Below are 13,918 nucleotides of genomic sequence, written 5' to 3' on the forward strand. Positions count from 1 at the left end.
CCCGTGCGCTGCCCGCCGCCGCACCCGCCGGCGAGCAGAGCGGCGGCCATGGCGGCCGCCCCGGCCACGAGCCCGCCCGGCACCGTCCGGCGGTCGTGCTCGGATGGTTGCTTCACTGAGGCTCCAAGGGTTCGTGCCACCGGAAGGACGTGGGATCCGCACTTCGGCGGACCTACTCTGTCCTTCGTTTACGCGTGTGTCGCGCCGGTGGGCGCACGCTTTCCGAAGGCTTCGCGCGGCATTGGGTTTGCCTTGGCCGGTAGGTTCGGCCGCTTTGGAGTGGAGTGCGCAGATCGTCACCGCCGCGGCGGTGTTCGCCGGGACCAACGTCGACGACCTGCTCGTGCTCACCGTGCTGTTCCTGTCCGCGCGGGCGGGCGGGGCGCCGCGGCCGTGGCAGATCTGGGCGGGCCAGTACACGGGCATCGGCGCGCTCGTCGCGGTGTCGGTCGTGGCGGCGCTCGGCCTGACCGTCGTCCCGGACGACCGGGTCGGGCTGCTCGGGCTGGTGCCGCTCGCTCTCGGGGTGCGCGGGCTCGTCGGCGCGATCCGGGCGCGCGGGGAGGGCGACGACCCGCCCGCCGTCGCGACGGGCCTGCTGTCGGTGGCCGGGGTGACCGTCGCCAACGGCGCCGACAACATCTCGGTCTACACGCCGGTGTTCCGCACGGTCGGGGCGGGCGCCACGGCCGTGTCGGTCGCCGTGTTCGCCGCCGGGGTCGCGGTGTGGTGCCTGGCCGCGTCGTGGCTCGGCTCGCACCGCCGCGTCACCGCGGTCGTGGAGCGGTACGGGACGTGGCTCGTCCCCGGCGTGTTCGTCGTCATCGGCGCGGTGATCCTCGCCGAAGCCGCCCTCGGCTGACCGGAAATGACGCTGGGCGTCGTCGCGGATACGTAGAGTGTTCCCTTGTGGTGGTCAGGCCGTGTGCGCACGGCGCGAGATCGTCGAGGAGGGCCATGTCCCTACGCGCGACCTTGAGAAGTGTCCGACGCCGTGTCCCGGCCGTCGCGGTGCCGGCCGTCCTGCTCGCCGTGCTCGTCGTGTCGGCGCAGGCGGCGCCCGGCCCGGTCGTCGCCCTCGCCGACGCGGGCGGCGACTGCCCGGGCGCCAGGCTCGCCGCGCCCGCGGACCGGCACCGCGTGCCCGGTGACGAGGCGGAGGCCGACGAGAGCGAGATCGGCGGCGGCGCGGACACGGCCGCACACCACGGCAAAGGCCGCAAGAAGCACCGCAAGGGCGGCCAAGGCAAGAACTGGCGCACGGTTAACGTCACATCACACCGCGCCTGACCCGCCCCGCCGCTCCGAGGCCGCCGCGCCGCCCCACCGGGCCCGCCGCAGCGGCCCGGACGCCTGTCCGCGGACTTCCGCGCGGGCTTCTGCGCGGACTTGACGGCGCCGGACGGGCCCGGCCGGTCGGGCGGAGTCGGCCTGGCCGCGCATGCGCGGCCAGGCAGTCCTTGATGGAGGGCGGTGCGTCGCAGGGCGGTGCGGGGAACGCCCTGGCGGGGGCGCCGCTCGCATCGGAGAGGCGGCGGTGCGGCGTACCCGCGTTCGTGCGGTCAGGCGATTTCCGGTCGTCGGGCGGGGGCGGGGACGGCCGAACGCAGCGGGGGGAGCGGTGTGTGGTCCGGGGAGGCCCGGAACGCCTGGATCGCGAGGGCGGCGAAGCGCCGGGAGGCCGCGACCTGGGCGGCCGCCGAGGCGGCCCGGATGCCGCGGTGGGCCATGAGCATGAGGATCAGGTCGTCCGGGACGAAGTCGGGGCGCAGGCGGCCGGCGTCCTTGGCGCGCCGGGCCAGGTCGGCGATCGAGCTCAGCGCGTGCTCGCGGGCCGCGGCGAAGTCCACCGCGTCGGGCCTGGCCGACATGAAGGCGTCGGTGAACCCCCGGTTGCGGGCGTGCAGCTCGCAGAGCTTCTCGATCACCAGGCAGAAGCCGCGCCACGGATCGGGATCGGCGCATCCCTCCTCGACGATGGCGCGGCACGCGCGCATCTCCTCCTCGAAGGCCGCGGTGACCAGCGCCTGCTTGGTGGGGAACCGGCGGTACAGGGTGGCGGGACCGACCCCGGCCCGGCGGGCGATCGTGCGCATCGGCACGTGCACGCCTTCGGCGGCGAACAGCGCGCGGGCCGCGTCGAGGATGCGCTCGCGGTTGTCCAGGGCGTCGGAGCGCAGCTTGTGAGGCAAACGGTCGGTCACCGCTCTCACTTTAGCCAAGTGGACGGGGGCGTCCGTTAGCGTCCGAGGCGACCGGACGGGCGGTGCCCGGACCGGTCCCGATCGATCCCGAGAACGCGGAGATGACAGTGAAGGCAGTCGCGATACGGCGATTCGGAGGCCCCGAAGGACTGGCGGTCATCGACCTTCCCGCCCCGGCCCCCGCCGCCGGACAGGTGCTGATCGACACCGAGGCGATCGGTGTCGGCGGGGTGGATGCGGTGATCCGGAGGGGCACCCTCGGGCTGCGGGGTTTCGAGCCGGGCCATGTCCTCGGCGGCGAGGTGGCCGGTGTCGTCACCGCGGTCGGCGACGGCGTGGACACCGCGTGGGTCGGCCGGCGCGTGTGGGCGTTCACCGGCCTGGGCGGCGGCTACGCCGAGCGGGCGGTCGCGCGGGTGGAGCAGATCGTGCCCCTGCCCGCCGACCTGTCCGCCGCCGACGCGGTGACGCTCGGCGGCTCCGGAGCGGTGGCCCACTTCGCCCTCGCCCATGCCCGCTTCGCCCCCGGAGAGTCGGTGCTGGTACGGGGTGCGGCAGGCGGCATCGGCATCATGACGGTGCAGCTCGCGGCGCGCGGCGGCGCCGGCGCGGCGGCGGTCACCACGTCGTCGGCCGAACGCGGCGAACGCCTGCGCGAGCTCGGCGCGACCCACGTGCTGGACCGTTCCGGCGAGGGAGGCGGGGACGCCCCCGAGGGATACGACGTCATCATCGACATCGTCGCCGGCGCGGACCTGCCGTCCTTCTTCGCCAGGCTCAACCCCAACGGGCGCATGGTGGTGGCCGGCGCGGTCGGCGGCTGGCCGCCGGCGGACTTCGGCGCGGCGATGCTGGCGGCGTTCCAGAGGTCGCTGTCGTTCGCCACCTTCAGCGCCGACACCGTGCCCCTCGCCGACCGCCATGCCGTGACGGCCGAGCAGTTCGCCGCCGTCGGCCGCGGCGAACTGCGCCCGGTGGTGCACGAGGTGCTGCCCTTGGAGCAGGCCGCGGCGGCGCATCGGAAGATGGACGCCGGCGAGGTGTTCGGCAGGATCGTGCTGACGCCGTGACCTGCGCACACGAGCCCGCCGCGCCGCGCCGCCCCAGGGCGGCGCGGCGGGGACGGGTCAGGTGTCCGTGGACTTCTGCGCGGGCTCGGTCTTGCCGGAGGGCCCGCCGGGTGCGCCGCCCGCGGTGTCGGCCTTCTCCTTGGCGGCGGCCAGGGCGGCGTCGCGGCGGGCACCCGGGTCCCAGCCGGTGAGGACGACCCGCTTCTGCACCCAGATCGCCAGCGCCAGCAGTGCGGCCACGATGGCCAGCAGCACCAGCAGCCCGCCGACCGGCCCGGCCTTGACCGCGTACCCGGTGGCGATGCCGAACCAGCCGAAGTCCGCGTCGCCGAACGTGGTGTTGGCCTTGCCGAACGAGCCCAGCACGTCCAGCAGCAGCGCGGGCAGGAACGTGATGATCACGCCGTTGACGAACGCGCCCGCGATCGCGCCGCGCCGTCCACCGGTGGCGTTGCCGAACACCCCGGCCGCGCCGCCGGTGAAGAAGTGCGGCACCAGGCCGGGCAGGATCAGCGCCATCCCGAACGCCGGGTCGAAGATCCAGGCCAGCAGGCCCAGGCTGACCAGACCGCCCACGAAGCTGGAGATGAACCCGATCAGCACCGCGTTCTGGGCGAACGGGAACACGATCGGCGCGTCCAGCGCGGGCACCGCGCCCGGCACGACCCGCTCGGCGATGCCCTGGAAGGCGGGCACCAGCTCGCCCAGGATGGTCCGCACGCCGAACAGGATGACCGCGACGGCGATGCCGAACTGCAGGCCCTGCATGACGGCCTGCATGAGGTAGTCGCCGACGCCGGCGGCGCCGTCGCCGAACGCGGCGAACGCCTCGTCCCGCCCGGCGCGGCCCAGGTACAGCAGCGCCACCACCACGTAGATCAGCACCATGGACAGCGCGGTGGCGACCATGGAGTCGCGCAGGAACCGCAGCCCCTCGGGGATCTTCATCTCCTCGGTGCTGCGGCTGCGCCGGCCGACCAGCTGCCCGGTGGCGCCCGCCGCGATGTAGCCGAGGGTGCCGAAGTGACCGACGGCGATCTTGCCGTCGCCGCCCACCCGGCGCGTCCACGGCTGGGCCAGTGCGGGCATCGCCACCAGCATGACACCCATGAGGACCGTTCCAACGGCGACCACCTCGAAGGTCGGCATGTCGGTCGTGGCCAGCACCATGGTGAGCAGCGTGGCCATGAACAGCATGTGGTGGCCGGTGAGGAACACGTACCGCAGCGGGGTGACCCGGGCCAGCACCAGCGCCAGCGCGAACCCAAGGATCATGATCCACGCGACCTGGGCGCCGAACCGGTCCTGGGCGATGCCCACGATCGCCTCGTTGGTCGGCACCACGCCGTGCGCGCCGGTGGTGCCCTGCACCATCTTGCCGAGCGGGTCCAATGCGGCGGTGACCAGCGTGGCGCCCGCGCTGACCAGCAGGAAGCCGAGCGCGGCCTTCAGCCCGCCGCCGACCACCTGCCCGGCCGAGCGGCGCAGCGCCAGCAGGCCGACCGCGGTGATGATCCCCACCAGGTAGGCGGGGACGCTGAGGATCTCGTTGACGATGAACTGCGCGACGTCGACGACCCGGTCCATGACGTCCTCCCGCCGGTCAGCCGCGTGACTCGAGGACGGCCGACAGCTTGCCGGTGATCTCGTCGACGTCCACGAAGTTGTCCACCACCACGACCTCGGCGGACACCTCGCCCAGCTCGGCGGCCAGTTCACCGGAGGTCAGCACCACGTCGGCGGTGACCGCGGCGCCGCGCGCGGTGCCGATGTCGGCCACCTCCACCTCGCCGTCGACACCGAGGCTCTGCAGCGCCTTCTCGGCGTTGGTCTTGAGGATGATGCTCGTTCCGATGCCCATGCCGCAGACCGCGAGCAGCTTCACTCCTGGCCTCCTTCGTACTCGGAGATGAGCCGCCGGACCTCGGCGGCGGAGGTGGCGTCCTGCAGGGCCCGCATGCGGCCCGCGTCGGCGAGCATGCGGGCGAGCTTGGCCAGGGCGCCCGAGTGCGCGTCGTGGTCGACCGCGGCCAGGCCGATGACCAGCCGGACCGGGTCGTTGGCCTCATGGCCGAACGGCACGGGCGTGGCCAGCGCCGCCCAGGACAGGCCCGTGCGCAGCACCGACGGCGAGGGGCGCGAGTGCGCCAGCGCCAGCCCCGGGGCCAGCACGATGTAGGGGCCGAGGCGTTCGACGGTGTCGATCATCTCGGCGGTGTAGGCGTCGGTGGTCGCACCGGAGGCCACCAGGAGATCGCCGGACGCGGTGATCGCCTCCCGCCAGTCCGCCGCCTGCACCCCGACGGCGACGGCCGTCTCGGGCAGCGCGTCCAGCAGTGCGATCTGTTGCGAGTTCGCGGTCATGTCCCGGTTCCCTCCTTCGGCGGCATTCAACAGGTCAAAATGCACTTATGTCCAGCTTCATTCCGAAGCCGGAGCGTACGCGGTCAAAAGCGGCGCCGCCGGGTGCGGGCGCTCCGGGGCGGCGGCGCGCTCGCCGCGGCCGTCCGTGCACGCCCAGGTCAGACGGCGAACACGGCCGCCAGATTATGCGCAGGCGGCCGGTGGCCGGGCGCGGCGGCGCGCTGCCGCGGGGGAGTTCCGGTCAGCCGAGGGCGGCGCTGATGCGGTCGGCGTCGTAGAGGCGTTCGTGCACCAGCAGGGCGGCGCCGATGGTGCCCGCCCGGTGGCCGAGCGTGGTGGGGACGATCTGCAGGTCGCGCGAGGCGAGCACCTGCGCCCGCTCGTACACCACCTCGCGGATCCCGGCCAGCAGCGGCTCGCGGGCCTCGGCGAGGTTGCCGCCGATGATGATGTGGGACGGGTTGAACAGCCCCACCACATCGGCGAGCGCCTCGCCGATCAGCCGCCCCGCCTGGCGCACCAGCCGGACCGTCTCGTGGTCGCCGCGCCGGGCCAGCCGGGCGATGTCCTGGCTGGTGCGCACGTCGTAGCCGCGCTCCACCAGGCGGCGGCGGATCGCCCAGCCGCCCGCGGTCGCCTCCAGGCAGCCGCGGTTGCCGCAGCGGCACGGCTCGTCGGTGCCGCGGCGCAGGTGGCCCAGGTCGCCGGCGGCGCCCTGCGCGCCCCGGTAGATCTCGCCGCCCACGATCAGCCCGGCGCCGATCCCGATGCCGATCTTGACGACGACCATGTCCGCGTGGTCGTGCCCGCCCGCCTTCTGCTCGCCGAGCGCCATGATGTTGACGTCCCGGTCGACCACCACGGGGACGTCCTCGCCCATCTCCTCGGCGGCGCCCTTGAACAGGGCGCGGGACACCCGCTCGGGCACCGACACCCCGTCCCAGTCGGGCATGATCGGCGGGCTGACCAGCCGTCCGGTGCCGTCCACCGGCCCCGGCACGCCGACGCCGACGCCGCGCACGTCGGCGGTCTCGCGGCCGACCCGCGCCAGCAGCCGCGCGAACGCCTCGGTCACCCAGGACAGCACCGCGTCGGGGCCGTCGGCCACGTCCAGGTCGGCCTCGGTCTCGGCGAGCACGTCCGCGGCGAGGTCGGTGACGGCGACGCGGGTGTGGCTGCCGCCGATGTCGGCGCCCAGCAGCACCCCGGCGTGCCGGTTGAAGGCGAACGTCTCCGGCGGGCGCCCGCCGGTGGAGCCCGCGTCCCCGGCCGGGACGATCAGCCCGGCCTCCAGCAGGGCGTCCAGCCGCTGCGCCACGGTGGACCGGGCGAAACCCGACAGCCGGACCAGGTCGGCCCGGGTGCTCGCGCGGCCGGTGCGGATGAGGGTCAGCAACGTCCCGGCACCGGCGCGCGGTACCGCCGCTCGCTTCTTGACCACCCGTCCAGATTACTTTTGTTTGTCAATCAGCATAAGTTTGTCTAGCGTCGTACAGAAGCGCGGGGAGGGCAGATGACGCGGGACCTGGACAGGGCGGCGGTCGACGTGGCGCGGGTGCTGGCGCTCGACGTCGTGGAGGCCAAGGGCAACGGCCACGCGGGCACCGCGATGGCGCTGGCGCCGGTGGCGCACGTGCTGTTCCAGGAGTTGATGCGGCACGACCCCGCCGACCCCGGCTGGCGGGGCCGCGACAGGTTCGTGCTGTCGGCCGGCCACGCGAGCCTGCTGCTGTACATCCAGCTCTACCTGACCGGCTACGGCCTCACCCTCGACGACCTGCGCCGGACCCGCGCGTTCGGGTCCCGCACCCCCGGCCACCCCGAGTACGGCCACACGGCGGGCGTGGAGATGACCACCGGCCCGCTCGGCCAGGGCGTCGCGACGGCGGTCGGCATGGCGATGGCGCTGCGGCACGAACGCGCCCTGCTGCGGGCCGGCGCCCCGTTCGCCGACCGGACGGTGTGGTGCGTGGCCGGCGACGGCGACCTGCAGGAGGGCGTCAGCGCCGAGGCGTCCTCGCTGGCGGGCACGCTCGGCCTCGGCGAACTGGTCGTGGTGTACGACGACAACGGCATCAGCATCGACGGCCCCACCTCGCTGTCGTTCACCGAGGACGTCCCGGCCCGCTACCGCGCCTACGGCTGGCACGTCCAGGTCGTGGACGACGGCGACGACCTGGACGCGCTGCGGGCCGCGCTGGCGGCGGCGCGGGACGAACGCGACCGCCCGTCCCTGGTCGCCGTCCGCACCGTGATCGGCGCCCCGGCCCCCACCCGCGGCGGAACGGCCGCCGCGCACGCCGGCCCGTTCGGCGCCGACGAGACCGCCGAGGTCAAGCGGCTGCTCGGCATGGACCCGCAGGCGTCCTTCGCCGTCCCCGAGCACGTCCTGGACCGCACGCGGGCGGCGCTGGAACGCGGCGCCCGGCTGCACGCCGACTGGGACAAGGCCCACGCCGCCTGGCGCGCCGCCGCACCCCCCGACCTGGCCGACCTGGACGAACGGCTGGCCACCGGCGCCCTTCCCGCCGACTGGGCGGACCTGCTCCCGGCGCCGGGCGACGCGCCCCAGCCGACCCGCACGACCAACGGGGCCGTGCTCGCCGCGCTCACCGAGCACCTGCCGCAGATCTGGGGCGGCTCGGCCGACCTGTCGGAGTCGACCAACGTCGCCTTCCCCGGCCGCCGCCCGTTCTCCGCCGCCGACCCGGCGGGCACGGCGCTGCACTTCGGCATCCGCGAGCACGCCATGGCCGCGATCCTCAACGGCATCGCCCTGCACGGCGGGTTCCGCCCGTTCGGCACCACCTACCTGGCGTTCTCCGACTACCTGCGGCCCGCGCTGCGGCTGGCGGCGATGATGCGGCTGCCGGTCGCGCTGGCGTTCACCCACGACTCGGCCTCGGTCGGCGAGGACGGGCCGACCCACCAGCCCGTCGAGCAGCTGTGGGGGCTGCGCGCGGTGCCGGGGCTGGACGTGGTGCGCCCGGCGGACGCGGCCGAGACGGTCGCCGCCTGGCGGCGCGTGCTGGAGCGGGCCGACCGGCCGGCGGCGTTCGCGCTCGGCCGCCACCCCGCCCCCGCCCTCGACCACGGCGGCCGGGACGTGGCGGCCGACGTGGCGCGCGGCGGCTACGTGCTGGCCGACGCCCCGTCCCCCGACGTGCTGATCATGGCGACGGGGGCGGAGGTGGCGCTCGCCGTCGAGGCCCGCGCCCGGCTGGCCGCCGACGGGATCGCCGCCCGCGTGGTGTCGATGCCGTGCCTGGAGTGGTTCGCCGAGCAGGACGCGGCGTACCGCGACGCCGTCCTGCCGCCCGACGTGCCCGCCCGGGTCAGCGTGGAGGCGGGCGTCGCCCAGGGCTGGTGGCGCTACCTCGGCACCCACGGCGAGGCCGTGTCGGTCGAGCGGTTCGGGATGTCCGGCCCGGGCGACCGGGTGCTCGCCGAACTCGGCGTCACCGCCGACGCCGTGGTCGCGGCCGCCCGCCGCTCGATCGCCCGCACCCGCCGCGAACGCTGATCAGGCGGACGGCTCGGCCTCGCCGACCGGGGCGGCCTGCGCCTTGGCGGGCCGCCCGCCCCGGCCCGGCAGCAGGAACAGCGTCAGCACCGGCACCAGGTACAGCAGCCACACCGCGACCTGCAGCACGGTCGGATCCGGCTGGAAGTTGATCGTGCCCTTGAGCAGGGTGCCGTACCAGCTGCCCGGCGGGATCGCGTCGCTGACGTCGAACGCCAGGGTGCCAAGGCCCGGCAGGAACCGCGCCTCCTGCAGGTCGTGGAACCCGTAGGCCAGCACCCCGGCCGCCACGACCACCAGCATCGCACCCGTCCAGGTGAAGAACCGGGCCAGGTTGATCCGCACGGTGCCGCGGTAGAACAGCCAGCCCAGCAGCACGGCCGTGGCCAGGCCGAGCAGCGCGCCGGCCAGCGGCCGCGCCCCGTCGCCGGTGGCCTGCACCGCCGACCAGATGAACAGCGCGGTCTCCAGGCCCTCCCGGCCCACCGCCAGGAACGCCGTCACCACCAGCGCGCCGGTGCCCATGACCAGCGCCTGGTCCAGCTTGCCGTGCAGCTCGGCGCGCAGGTGCCGGGCGGTGCGGCGCATCCAGAACACCATCCAGGTGACCAGCCCCACCGCGATGATCGACAGGGTGCCGCCGAGGAACTCCTGCGCCTCGAACGTCAGCGTGGACGAGCCGTACTGCAGCACCGCGCCGAACGCCAGCGCGATGCCGACCGCGATCGCCACGCCCGCCCAGATGGGGCGCAGCGCGTCCCGCCGCCCCGTCTTGACCAGGTAGGCGACCAGGATGCACACGATCAGGCTGGCCTCCAGGCCCTCGCGCAGCCCGATCAAGTAGTTGGCGAACATCAGGCGAACAGCTCCTTGCCCCACCAGTCGGACGCGTCCCGGACCCCGGGCGGGATCGCGAAGACCGCCGAGCCGACATGGCGGATGTACTCGTTCAGGGCGTCACTGCGTGCCAGGCGCGTCTGCACCGGCAGGAAGCCGCGGCGGATGTCGCGCTGGTAGGCCAGGAAGAACAGCCCGGCGTCCAGCCGTCCCAGCCCGTCGGTGCCGTCGGTGTAGGAGTAGCCGCGGCGCAGCATCCGGGCGCCGCCGTTGCTGTCGGGATGGGCCAGCCGCACGTGCGCGTCGGCGGGCATGGCGTTCAGGTCCGGCTCGTCGTGCTCGCGTTTCCGGCCGTAGGGCGCGCCCTCGCCCTTGGTGCGGCCGAAGATGTCCTCCTGCTCCTTCAGCGGGGCGCGGTCCCAGGTCTCGATGTTCATCGCGATCCGGCGCGCCACCAGGTACGAGCCGCCGACCATCCACGGCGCGCCGTCCTGCGGCTGCACCCACACGTGCTCGTCCAGCGCGGCGGTGTCGGTGCCGGAGATGTTGCGGGTGCCGTCCTTGAACCCCATCAGGTTGCGCGGGGTCTGCGCGTCCGGCGTGGTGGACGACGTCTTGCCGAACCCCAGCTGCGACCAGCGCACCGACACCTTGCCGAACCCGATCCGCGCCAGGTTGCGGATCGCGTGCACCGCCACCTGGGGGTCGTCGGCGCACGCCTGCACGCACAGGTCGCCGCCGCTGCGCGCCGGGTCCAGGGCGTCGCCGGGGAAGGACGGGAGATCGACCAGCGCGGGCGGGCGGCGGGCCGCGAGGCCGAACCGGTCCGTGCCGTCCTTGGTGAACAGGGTCGGGCCGAACCCGACGGTGAGGGTGAGGCGGGACGGCCGAAGGCCGAGGGCCTCGCCGGTGTCGTCCGGCGGGGCCTCGGGCAGGCCGCCGACCGCGCCCTCGCCGACCGGACGCCCGGCGGTCATCCGCGCCGCCGCCCGCGTCCACTCCTTGAGCAGGGACACCAGCGCGTCGCGGTCGCCGGTGGTGACGTCGAAGGCGGCGAAGTGCAGGCGGTCCTGCACGGGCGTGGCGATGCCGGCCTGGTGCGGCCCGTAGAACGGCACCGCGTCACCGGCCTGCGGCGCGGTGTCGCCGCTCATCCCGATCGCGGCCGCCGCGGCGCCGCCGCCCGCGGTCGCGCCGAGCGCCAGGCCCGCGCCGCCCCACCCGAGCAGCCTGCGCCGCGAGACCTTCACGGCGGCGGTCGCAGAGTCAGCGCTCATCGGACCCGCTCCTCACTTGGCGACGGCGGCGGCAAGCTTGGACAGCGGCTCGGCCAGCGCGTTGACACCGTCCGACAGCTTCTTGCGGTCGTCCTTGCCGACGGTGTCATAGGAGACGAACCCGTCGGGGGAGCCCTTGTCGCGGTGGTCGTCCAGCAGCTTGAACAGTTCGGCGAACCGCGTGTCCAGCTCCTTGGCCAGCGCCGGGTCCTTCTCGGACACCACCGGCTTGAGCAGCTCGTAGGACTTCTGCGCGCCCTCCACGTTGGCGTGGAAGTCCACCAGGTCGGTGTGGCTGTAGCGCTCCTCCTCACCGGTGACCTTGCCGGTGGCGACCTCGTCGAGCAGCTCCTTGGCGCCGTTGGCCATACCGGTCGCGGTGATGTCGGCGGTGCCGACCCGGTTCTGCCAGTCCTTCAGGTCGGTGATGAGCCGGTCGGCGAGCTTCTTCTCCTCCTCGCCGATCCTGCCGTCGCGCCACAGCGCCTTCTCCAGGCGGTGCCAGCCGGTCCAGGTCTGGCCCTGTTCGAGGCCGTCCTCGCGCACGTCCACCTTGGGGTCGATGTCGCCGAACGACTCGGCGACCGGCTCGGTGCGCTCCCAGCCGATCCGGGACTGCGCGTAGGTCTTCTTGGCCTCCGCCACGTCGCCCGCCTTGACGGCGGCGGCGAACTTCTCGGCCTTGGGCAGCGTTTCGTCGGCCTGCGCCTGGACGTACTTGCGGTAGTCGGCGATGGCACGATCCAAACGCGGATCGTTCGGACGGGGCGCGCCCTGACCGGTCGCGGTCACCTTCTGCCGGATGCCGTCGCCCTTCATACCGGGCTTGCAGGCGATCTCGTACGACCCGGCCTTCACCTCCGCGGTGATCTCGGCCCGGGTGCCCGGCCCGATGTTCTCCCGCTCGGTGACGATCCGGTCGCCGGGCGCGTAGACGTAGACCTCGGTGACCTTGGAGCCGGTGTTGCGCACCGCCAGTCGGACGTGCCCGGCCGGGAACTCGGTGCGCGACACCTCGCACGCGCTGTCGCTCGCGGTCACCTGGATCGCGTCCGACCCGCCGCCTCCGCCGTCCTTCTCCGCACAGCCGGAAACGTAGACGAGGGCGACGGCGGCGGTGACGGCCACCGCCGCGCCGCGGGGGAGAGGGATGGCTCTCATGGTCGGCTCCAGAGGGGGTTGTGTTGGTCGTCGAGTCTTCCTCGTTCAGACCGGGGGGCCGATTCAATTTAGCTAAGGCTTGCCTAAGTCGCCAGAGGGGGCCCTGTGATTGCGATCGCAGTCTGACCAGCGAAGATCATCTCAGCGGGGGCGAGGGGACGTGCCGCCGAGGGCCTGCGGGCACGGCGGGACGGCGGACGGCGGCGGCCGCGGGGTCACAGTTCGGCGAGGATGCCTTCGATCAGCGCCGCGGTCTCGCCCGGGACGCACGCCTGCGCGCACAGCGTGTCCATGGTGCGGCCGTATGCGTCCAGGTCGGCGCGCCGCTCCAGGTAGGCGGCGTTGTCGAGCTGCTCCAGGTACACCACGTCGGGCACGTCCGGCTCCTGGAAGCGCAGGATGGTGAACGGGCCGCCCGGCGCGCTCACCCCCCGGTCGAACGGCAGGATCTGCACGGTGACGCTCGGCAGCGCGCTCACCTCCAGCAGGTGTTCGAGCTGGCCGCGCAGCACCGCGGTGCCGCCCAGCCGCCGCCGCAGCGCCGCCTCGTCGATCACCGTCCACAGCTTGGGCGCGTCCGGCCGGGTCAGCAGCCGCTGCCGCGCCATCTCCAGGCCGACGCGGCGCTCCAGCTCCTGCTTGGCAGCGTGCGGATGGCGCAGCCGCGCCACGGCGCGGGCGTAGTCGGCGGTCTGCAGCAGGCCCGGCACGAACTGCGTCGCGTACGTGCGCAGCCGCACCGCAGCCTCCTCCAGGCCCACGTACTGCTCGAACCAGCTCGGCATGATGTCGCCGTACGGCTGCCACCACTGGCGCTCGTTGGCGCGCCGCGCCAGCGACAGCAGCCCCGCCCGCTCGGCGTCGTCGACCACCCCGTACATGGTGAGCAGGTCGGCCACGTCGCGCTCTTTGAACCCGACCCGGCCGAGCTCCAGGCGGCACATCTTCGACACCGACGCGCGGATCGCGTACGCCGCGTCCTCACGGCTGATGCCCGCGGTCTCGCGGAGGCGGCGCAGCTGCGCGCCGAGCTGCACGCGCAGCACCGTGGGGCCGCCACGCGAGGACGCCGACAGGGGACTCGCCGGCCGGTCGGCCGCGGACTGGGCCATGGTCATCGTGCTCCTCGACCCCCGGCCACCCGCGCGCACCCGGCCGGAATCGCCGAACTGAGATTCTCGTGCGCCGGCCAATCCTAGTCCGCGTCCGCGCCGAGATCATCCGCGCCATGCGGAAAACGCCGCGGCGCGGGCCGGAATGTTCCGCCGCAAGATCGTCACGAATCCGCTGCGGACGGTGATCTCCGCACGTGAATGCATTTGTGAAACGGATCGATCCGCGGGCGGCGGACGCGGAAAGGGCCCGCATCGTGCGGCCGGCACGATGCGGGCCCTTCGCCACGTGGCCCGGGAACGACGCTCTGGAAGGTCAGTCCTTGTTGAAGTTGACCGCGCCCTCGATCGGCGGCGGGCTGTCGGGCAC

Annotated in this window: 13 protein-coding genes; 4 read left to right on the forward strand and 9 right to left on the reverse strand. The window is 74.0% G+C overall.

From position 1 onward, the window contains the following. The first annotated feature begins 274 nt into the window (after positions 1–274). Together ABD879_RS29255 and ABD879_RS29260 are read left to right on the forward strand one after the other, a co-directional pair. Positions 275–862, forward strand: a complete 588-nt coding sequence (locus ABD879_RS29255) for a cadmium resistance transporter (protein WP_345024924.1) — start codon at positions 275–277, stop codon at positions 860–862. Between the two features lie 113 nt (positions 863–975). Further along, entirely contained in the window at positions 976–1,290 is a 315-nt protein-coding gene (locus tag ABD879_RS29260; RefSeq protein ID WP_345024925.1) for a hypothetical protein, read from the forward strand. A 272-nt stretch (positions 1,291–1,562) separates the two neighbouring features. On the opposite strand, the gene ABD879_RS29265 is transcribed toward ABD879_RS29260, so the two are convergent. Continuing rightward, a complete protein-coding gene (locus tag ABD879_RS29265) occupies positions 1,563–2,204 on the reverse strand; it encodes a TetR/AcrR family transcriptional regulator (protein ID WP_345024926.1) in 642 nt (213 codons plus the stop codon). Between the two features lie 101 nt (positions 2,205–2,305). Between ABD879_RS29265 and ABD879_RS29270 the strand changes: the two genes are divergently transcribed. After that, positions 2,306–3,274, forward strand: coding sequence for a zinc-binding dehydrogenase (locus ABD879_RS29270; RefSeq protein ID WP_345024927.1), 969 nt, complete (start codon positions 2,306–2,308; stop codon positions 3,272–3,274). A gap of 57 nt (positions 3,275–3,331) precedes the next feature. On the opposite strand, the gene ulaA is transcribed toward ABD879_RS29270, so the two are convergent. The 4 genes from ulaA to ABD879_RS29290 form a co-directional block, all read right to left on the reverse strand. Continuing rightward, positions 3,332–4,861 carry a PTS ascorbate transporter subunit IIC gene (gene ulaA, locus ABD879_RS29275; RefSeq protein ID WP_345024928.1) on the reverse strand — a complete coding sequence of 510 codons (1,530 nt, stop codon included), beginning with the start codon at positions 4,859–4,861 and terminating at the stop codon, positions 3,332–3,334. Between the two features lie 16 nt (positions 4,862–4,877). After that, positions 4,878–5,159, reverse strand: a complete 282-nt coding sequence (locus ABD879_RS29280) for a PTS sugar transporter subunit IIB (RefSeq protein WP_345024929.1) — start codon at positions 5,157–5,159, stop codon at positions 4,878–4,880. After that, complete coding sequence (locus tag ABD879_RS29285; protein WP_345024930.1) at positions 5,156–5,638, reverse strand: PTS sugar transporter subunit IIA; 483 nt, start codon at positions 5,636–5,638, stop codon at positions 5,156–5,158. The genes ABD879_RS29280 and ABD879_RS29285 overlap by 4 nt, the downstream gene beginning before the upstream one ends. Positions 5,639–5,879: 241 nt before the next feature. Further along, complete coding sequence (locus ABD879_RS29290) at positions 5,880–7,079, reverse strand: ROK family protein (protein ID WP_345024931.1); 1,200 nt, start codon at positions 7,077–7,079, stop codon at positions 5,880–5,882. Between the two features lie 72 nt (positions 7,080–7,151). Here ABD879_RS29290 and tkt point away from each other — a divergent pair, with 72 nt between their 5' ends. Further along, positions 7,152–9,161: a transketolase gene (tkt, locus tag ABD879_RS29295; protein ID WP_345024932.1), complete on the forward strand. Its 2,010-nt coding sequence runs from the start codon at positions 7,152–7,154 to the stop codon at positions 9,159–9,161. Here the strand turns inward: tkt and efeU are convergent, their stop codons facing one another. The 4 genes from efeU to ABD879_RS29315 all read right to left on the reverse strand — a co-directional run bounded on the left by efeU (position 9,162) and on the right by ABD879_RS29315 (position 13,554). Beyond that, positions 9,162–10,016 (reverse strand): iron uptake transporter permease EfeU, encoded by an 855-nt coding sequence (efeU, locus tag ABD879_RS29300; protein WP_345024933.1) that lies wholly within the window; start codon positions 10,014–10,016, stop codon positions 9,162–9,164. It abuts the gene before it with no gap. Further along, positions 10,016–11,275 (reverse strand): iron uptake transporter deferrochelatase/peroxidase subunit, encoded by a 1,260-nt coding sequence (efeB, locus tag ABD879_RS29305; protein ID WP_345024935.1) that lies wholly within the window; start codon positions 11,273–11,275, stop codon positions 10,016–10,018. The genes efeU and efeB overlap by 1 nt, the downstream gene beginning before the upstream one ends. A 12-nt stretch (positions 11,276–11,287) precedes the next feature. Then, on the reverse strand, positions 11,288–12,436 hold the full coding sequence (efeO, locus tag ABD879_RS29310) for an iron uptake system protein EfeO (protein ID WP_345024936.1): 1,149 nt from the start codon (positions 12,434–12,436) through the stop codon (positions 11,288–11,290). Between the two features lie 215 nt (positions 12,437–12,651). Next, positions 12,652–13,554, reverse strand: a complete 903-nt coding sequence (locus ABD879_RS29315; RefSeq protein ID WP_345024937.1) for a helix-turn-helix domain-containing protein — start codon at positions 13,552–13,554, stop codon at positions 12,652–12,654. Positions 13,555–13,918: the final 364 nt, after the last annotated feature.

This window comes from Actinomadura keratinilytica, from assembly GCF_039539665.1.
GTDB lineage: Bacteria > Actinomycetota > Actinomycetes > Streptosporangiales > Streptosporangiaceae > Spirillospora > Spirillospora keratinilytica.

Coding starts and splice junctions, on each gene's coding strand:
- ABD879_RS29270 (WP_345024927.1), top strand. CDS start 2,306: ATGACAGTGAAGGCAGTCGCGATACGGCGATTCGGAGGCCCCGAAGGA.
- ulaA (WP_345024928.1), bottom strand. CDS start 4,861: ATGGACCGGGTCGTCGACGTCGCGCAGTTCATCGTCAACGAGATCCTC.
- ABD879_RS29285 (WP_345024930.1), bottom strand. CDS start 5,638: ATGACCGCGAACTCGCAACAGATCGCACTGCTGGACGCGCTGCCCGAG.
- tkt (WP_345024932.1), top strand. CDS start 7,152: ATGACGCGGGACCTGGACAGGGCGGCGGTCGACGTGGCGCGGGTGCTG.
- efeU (WP_345024933.1), bottom strand. CDS start 10,016: ATGTTCGCCAACTACTTGATCGGGCTGCGCGAGGGCCTGGAGGCCAGC.
- efeB (WP_345024935.1), bottom strand. CDS start 11,275: ATGAGCGCTGACTCTGCGACCGCCGCCGTGAAGGTCTCGCGGCGCAGG.
- efeO (WP_345024936.1), bottom strand. CDS start 12,436: ATGAGAGCCATCCCTCTCCCCCGCGGCGCGGCGGTGGCCGTCACCGCC.
- ABD879_RS29315 (WP_345024937.1), bottom strand. CDS start 13,554: ATGACCATGGCCCAGTCCGCGGCCGACCGGCCGGCGAGTCCCCTGTCG.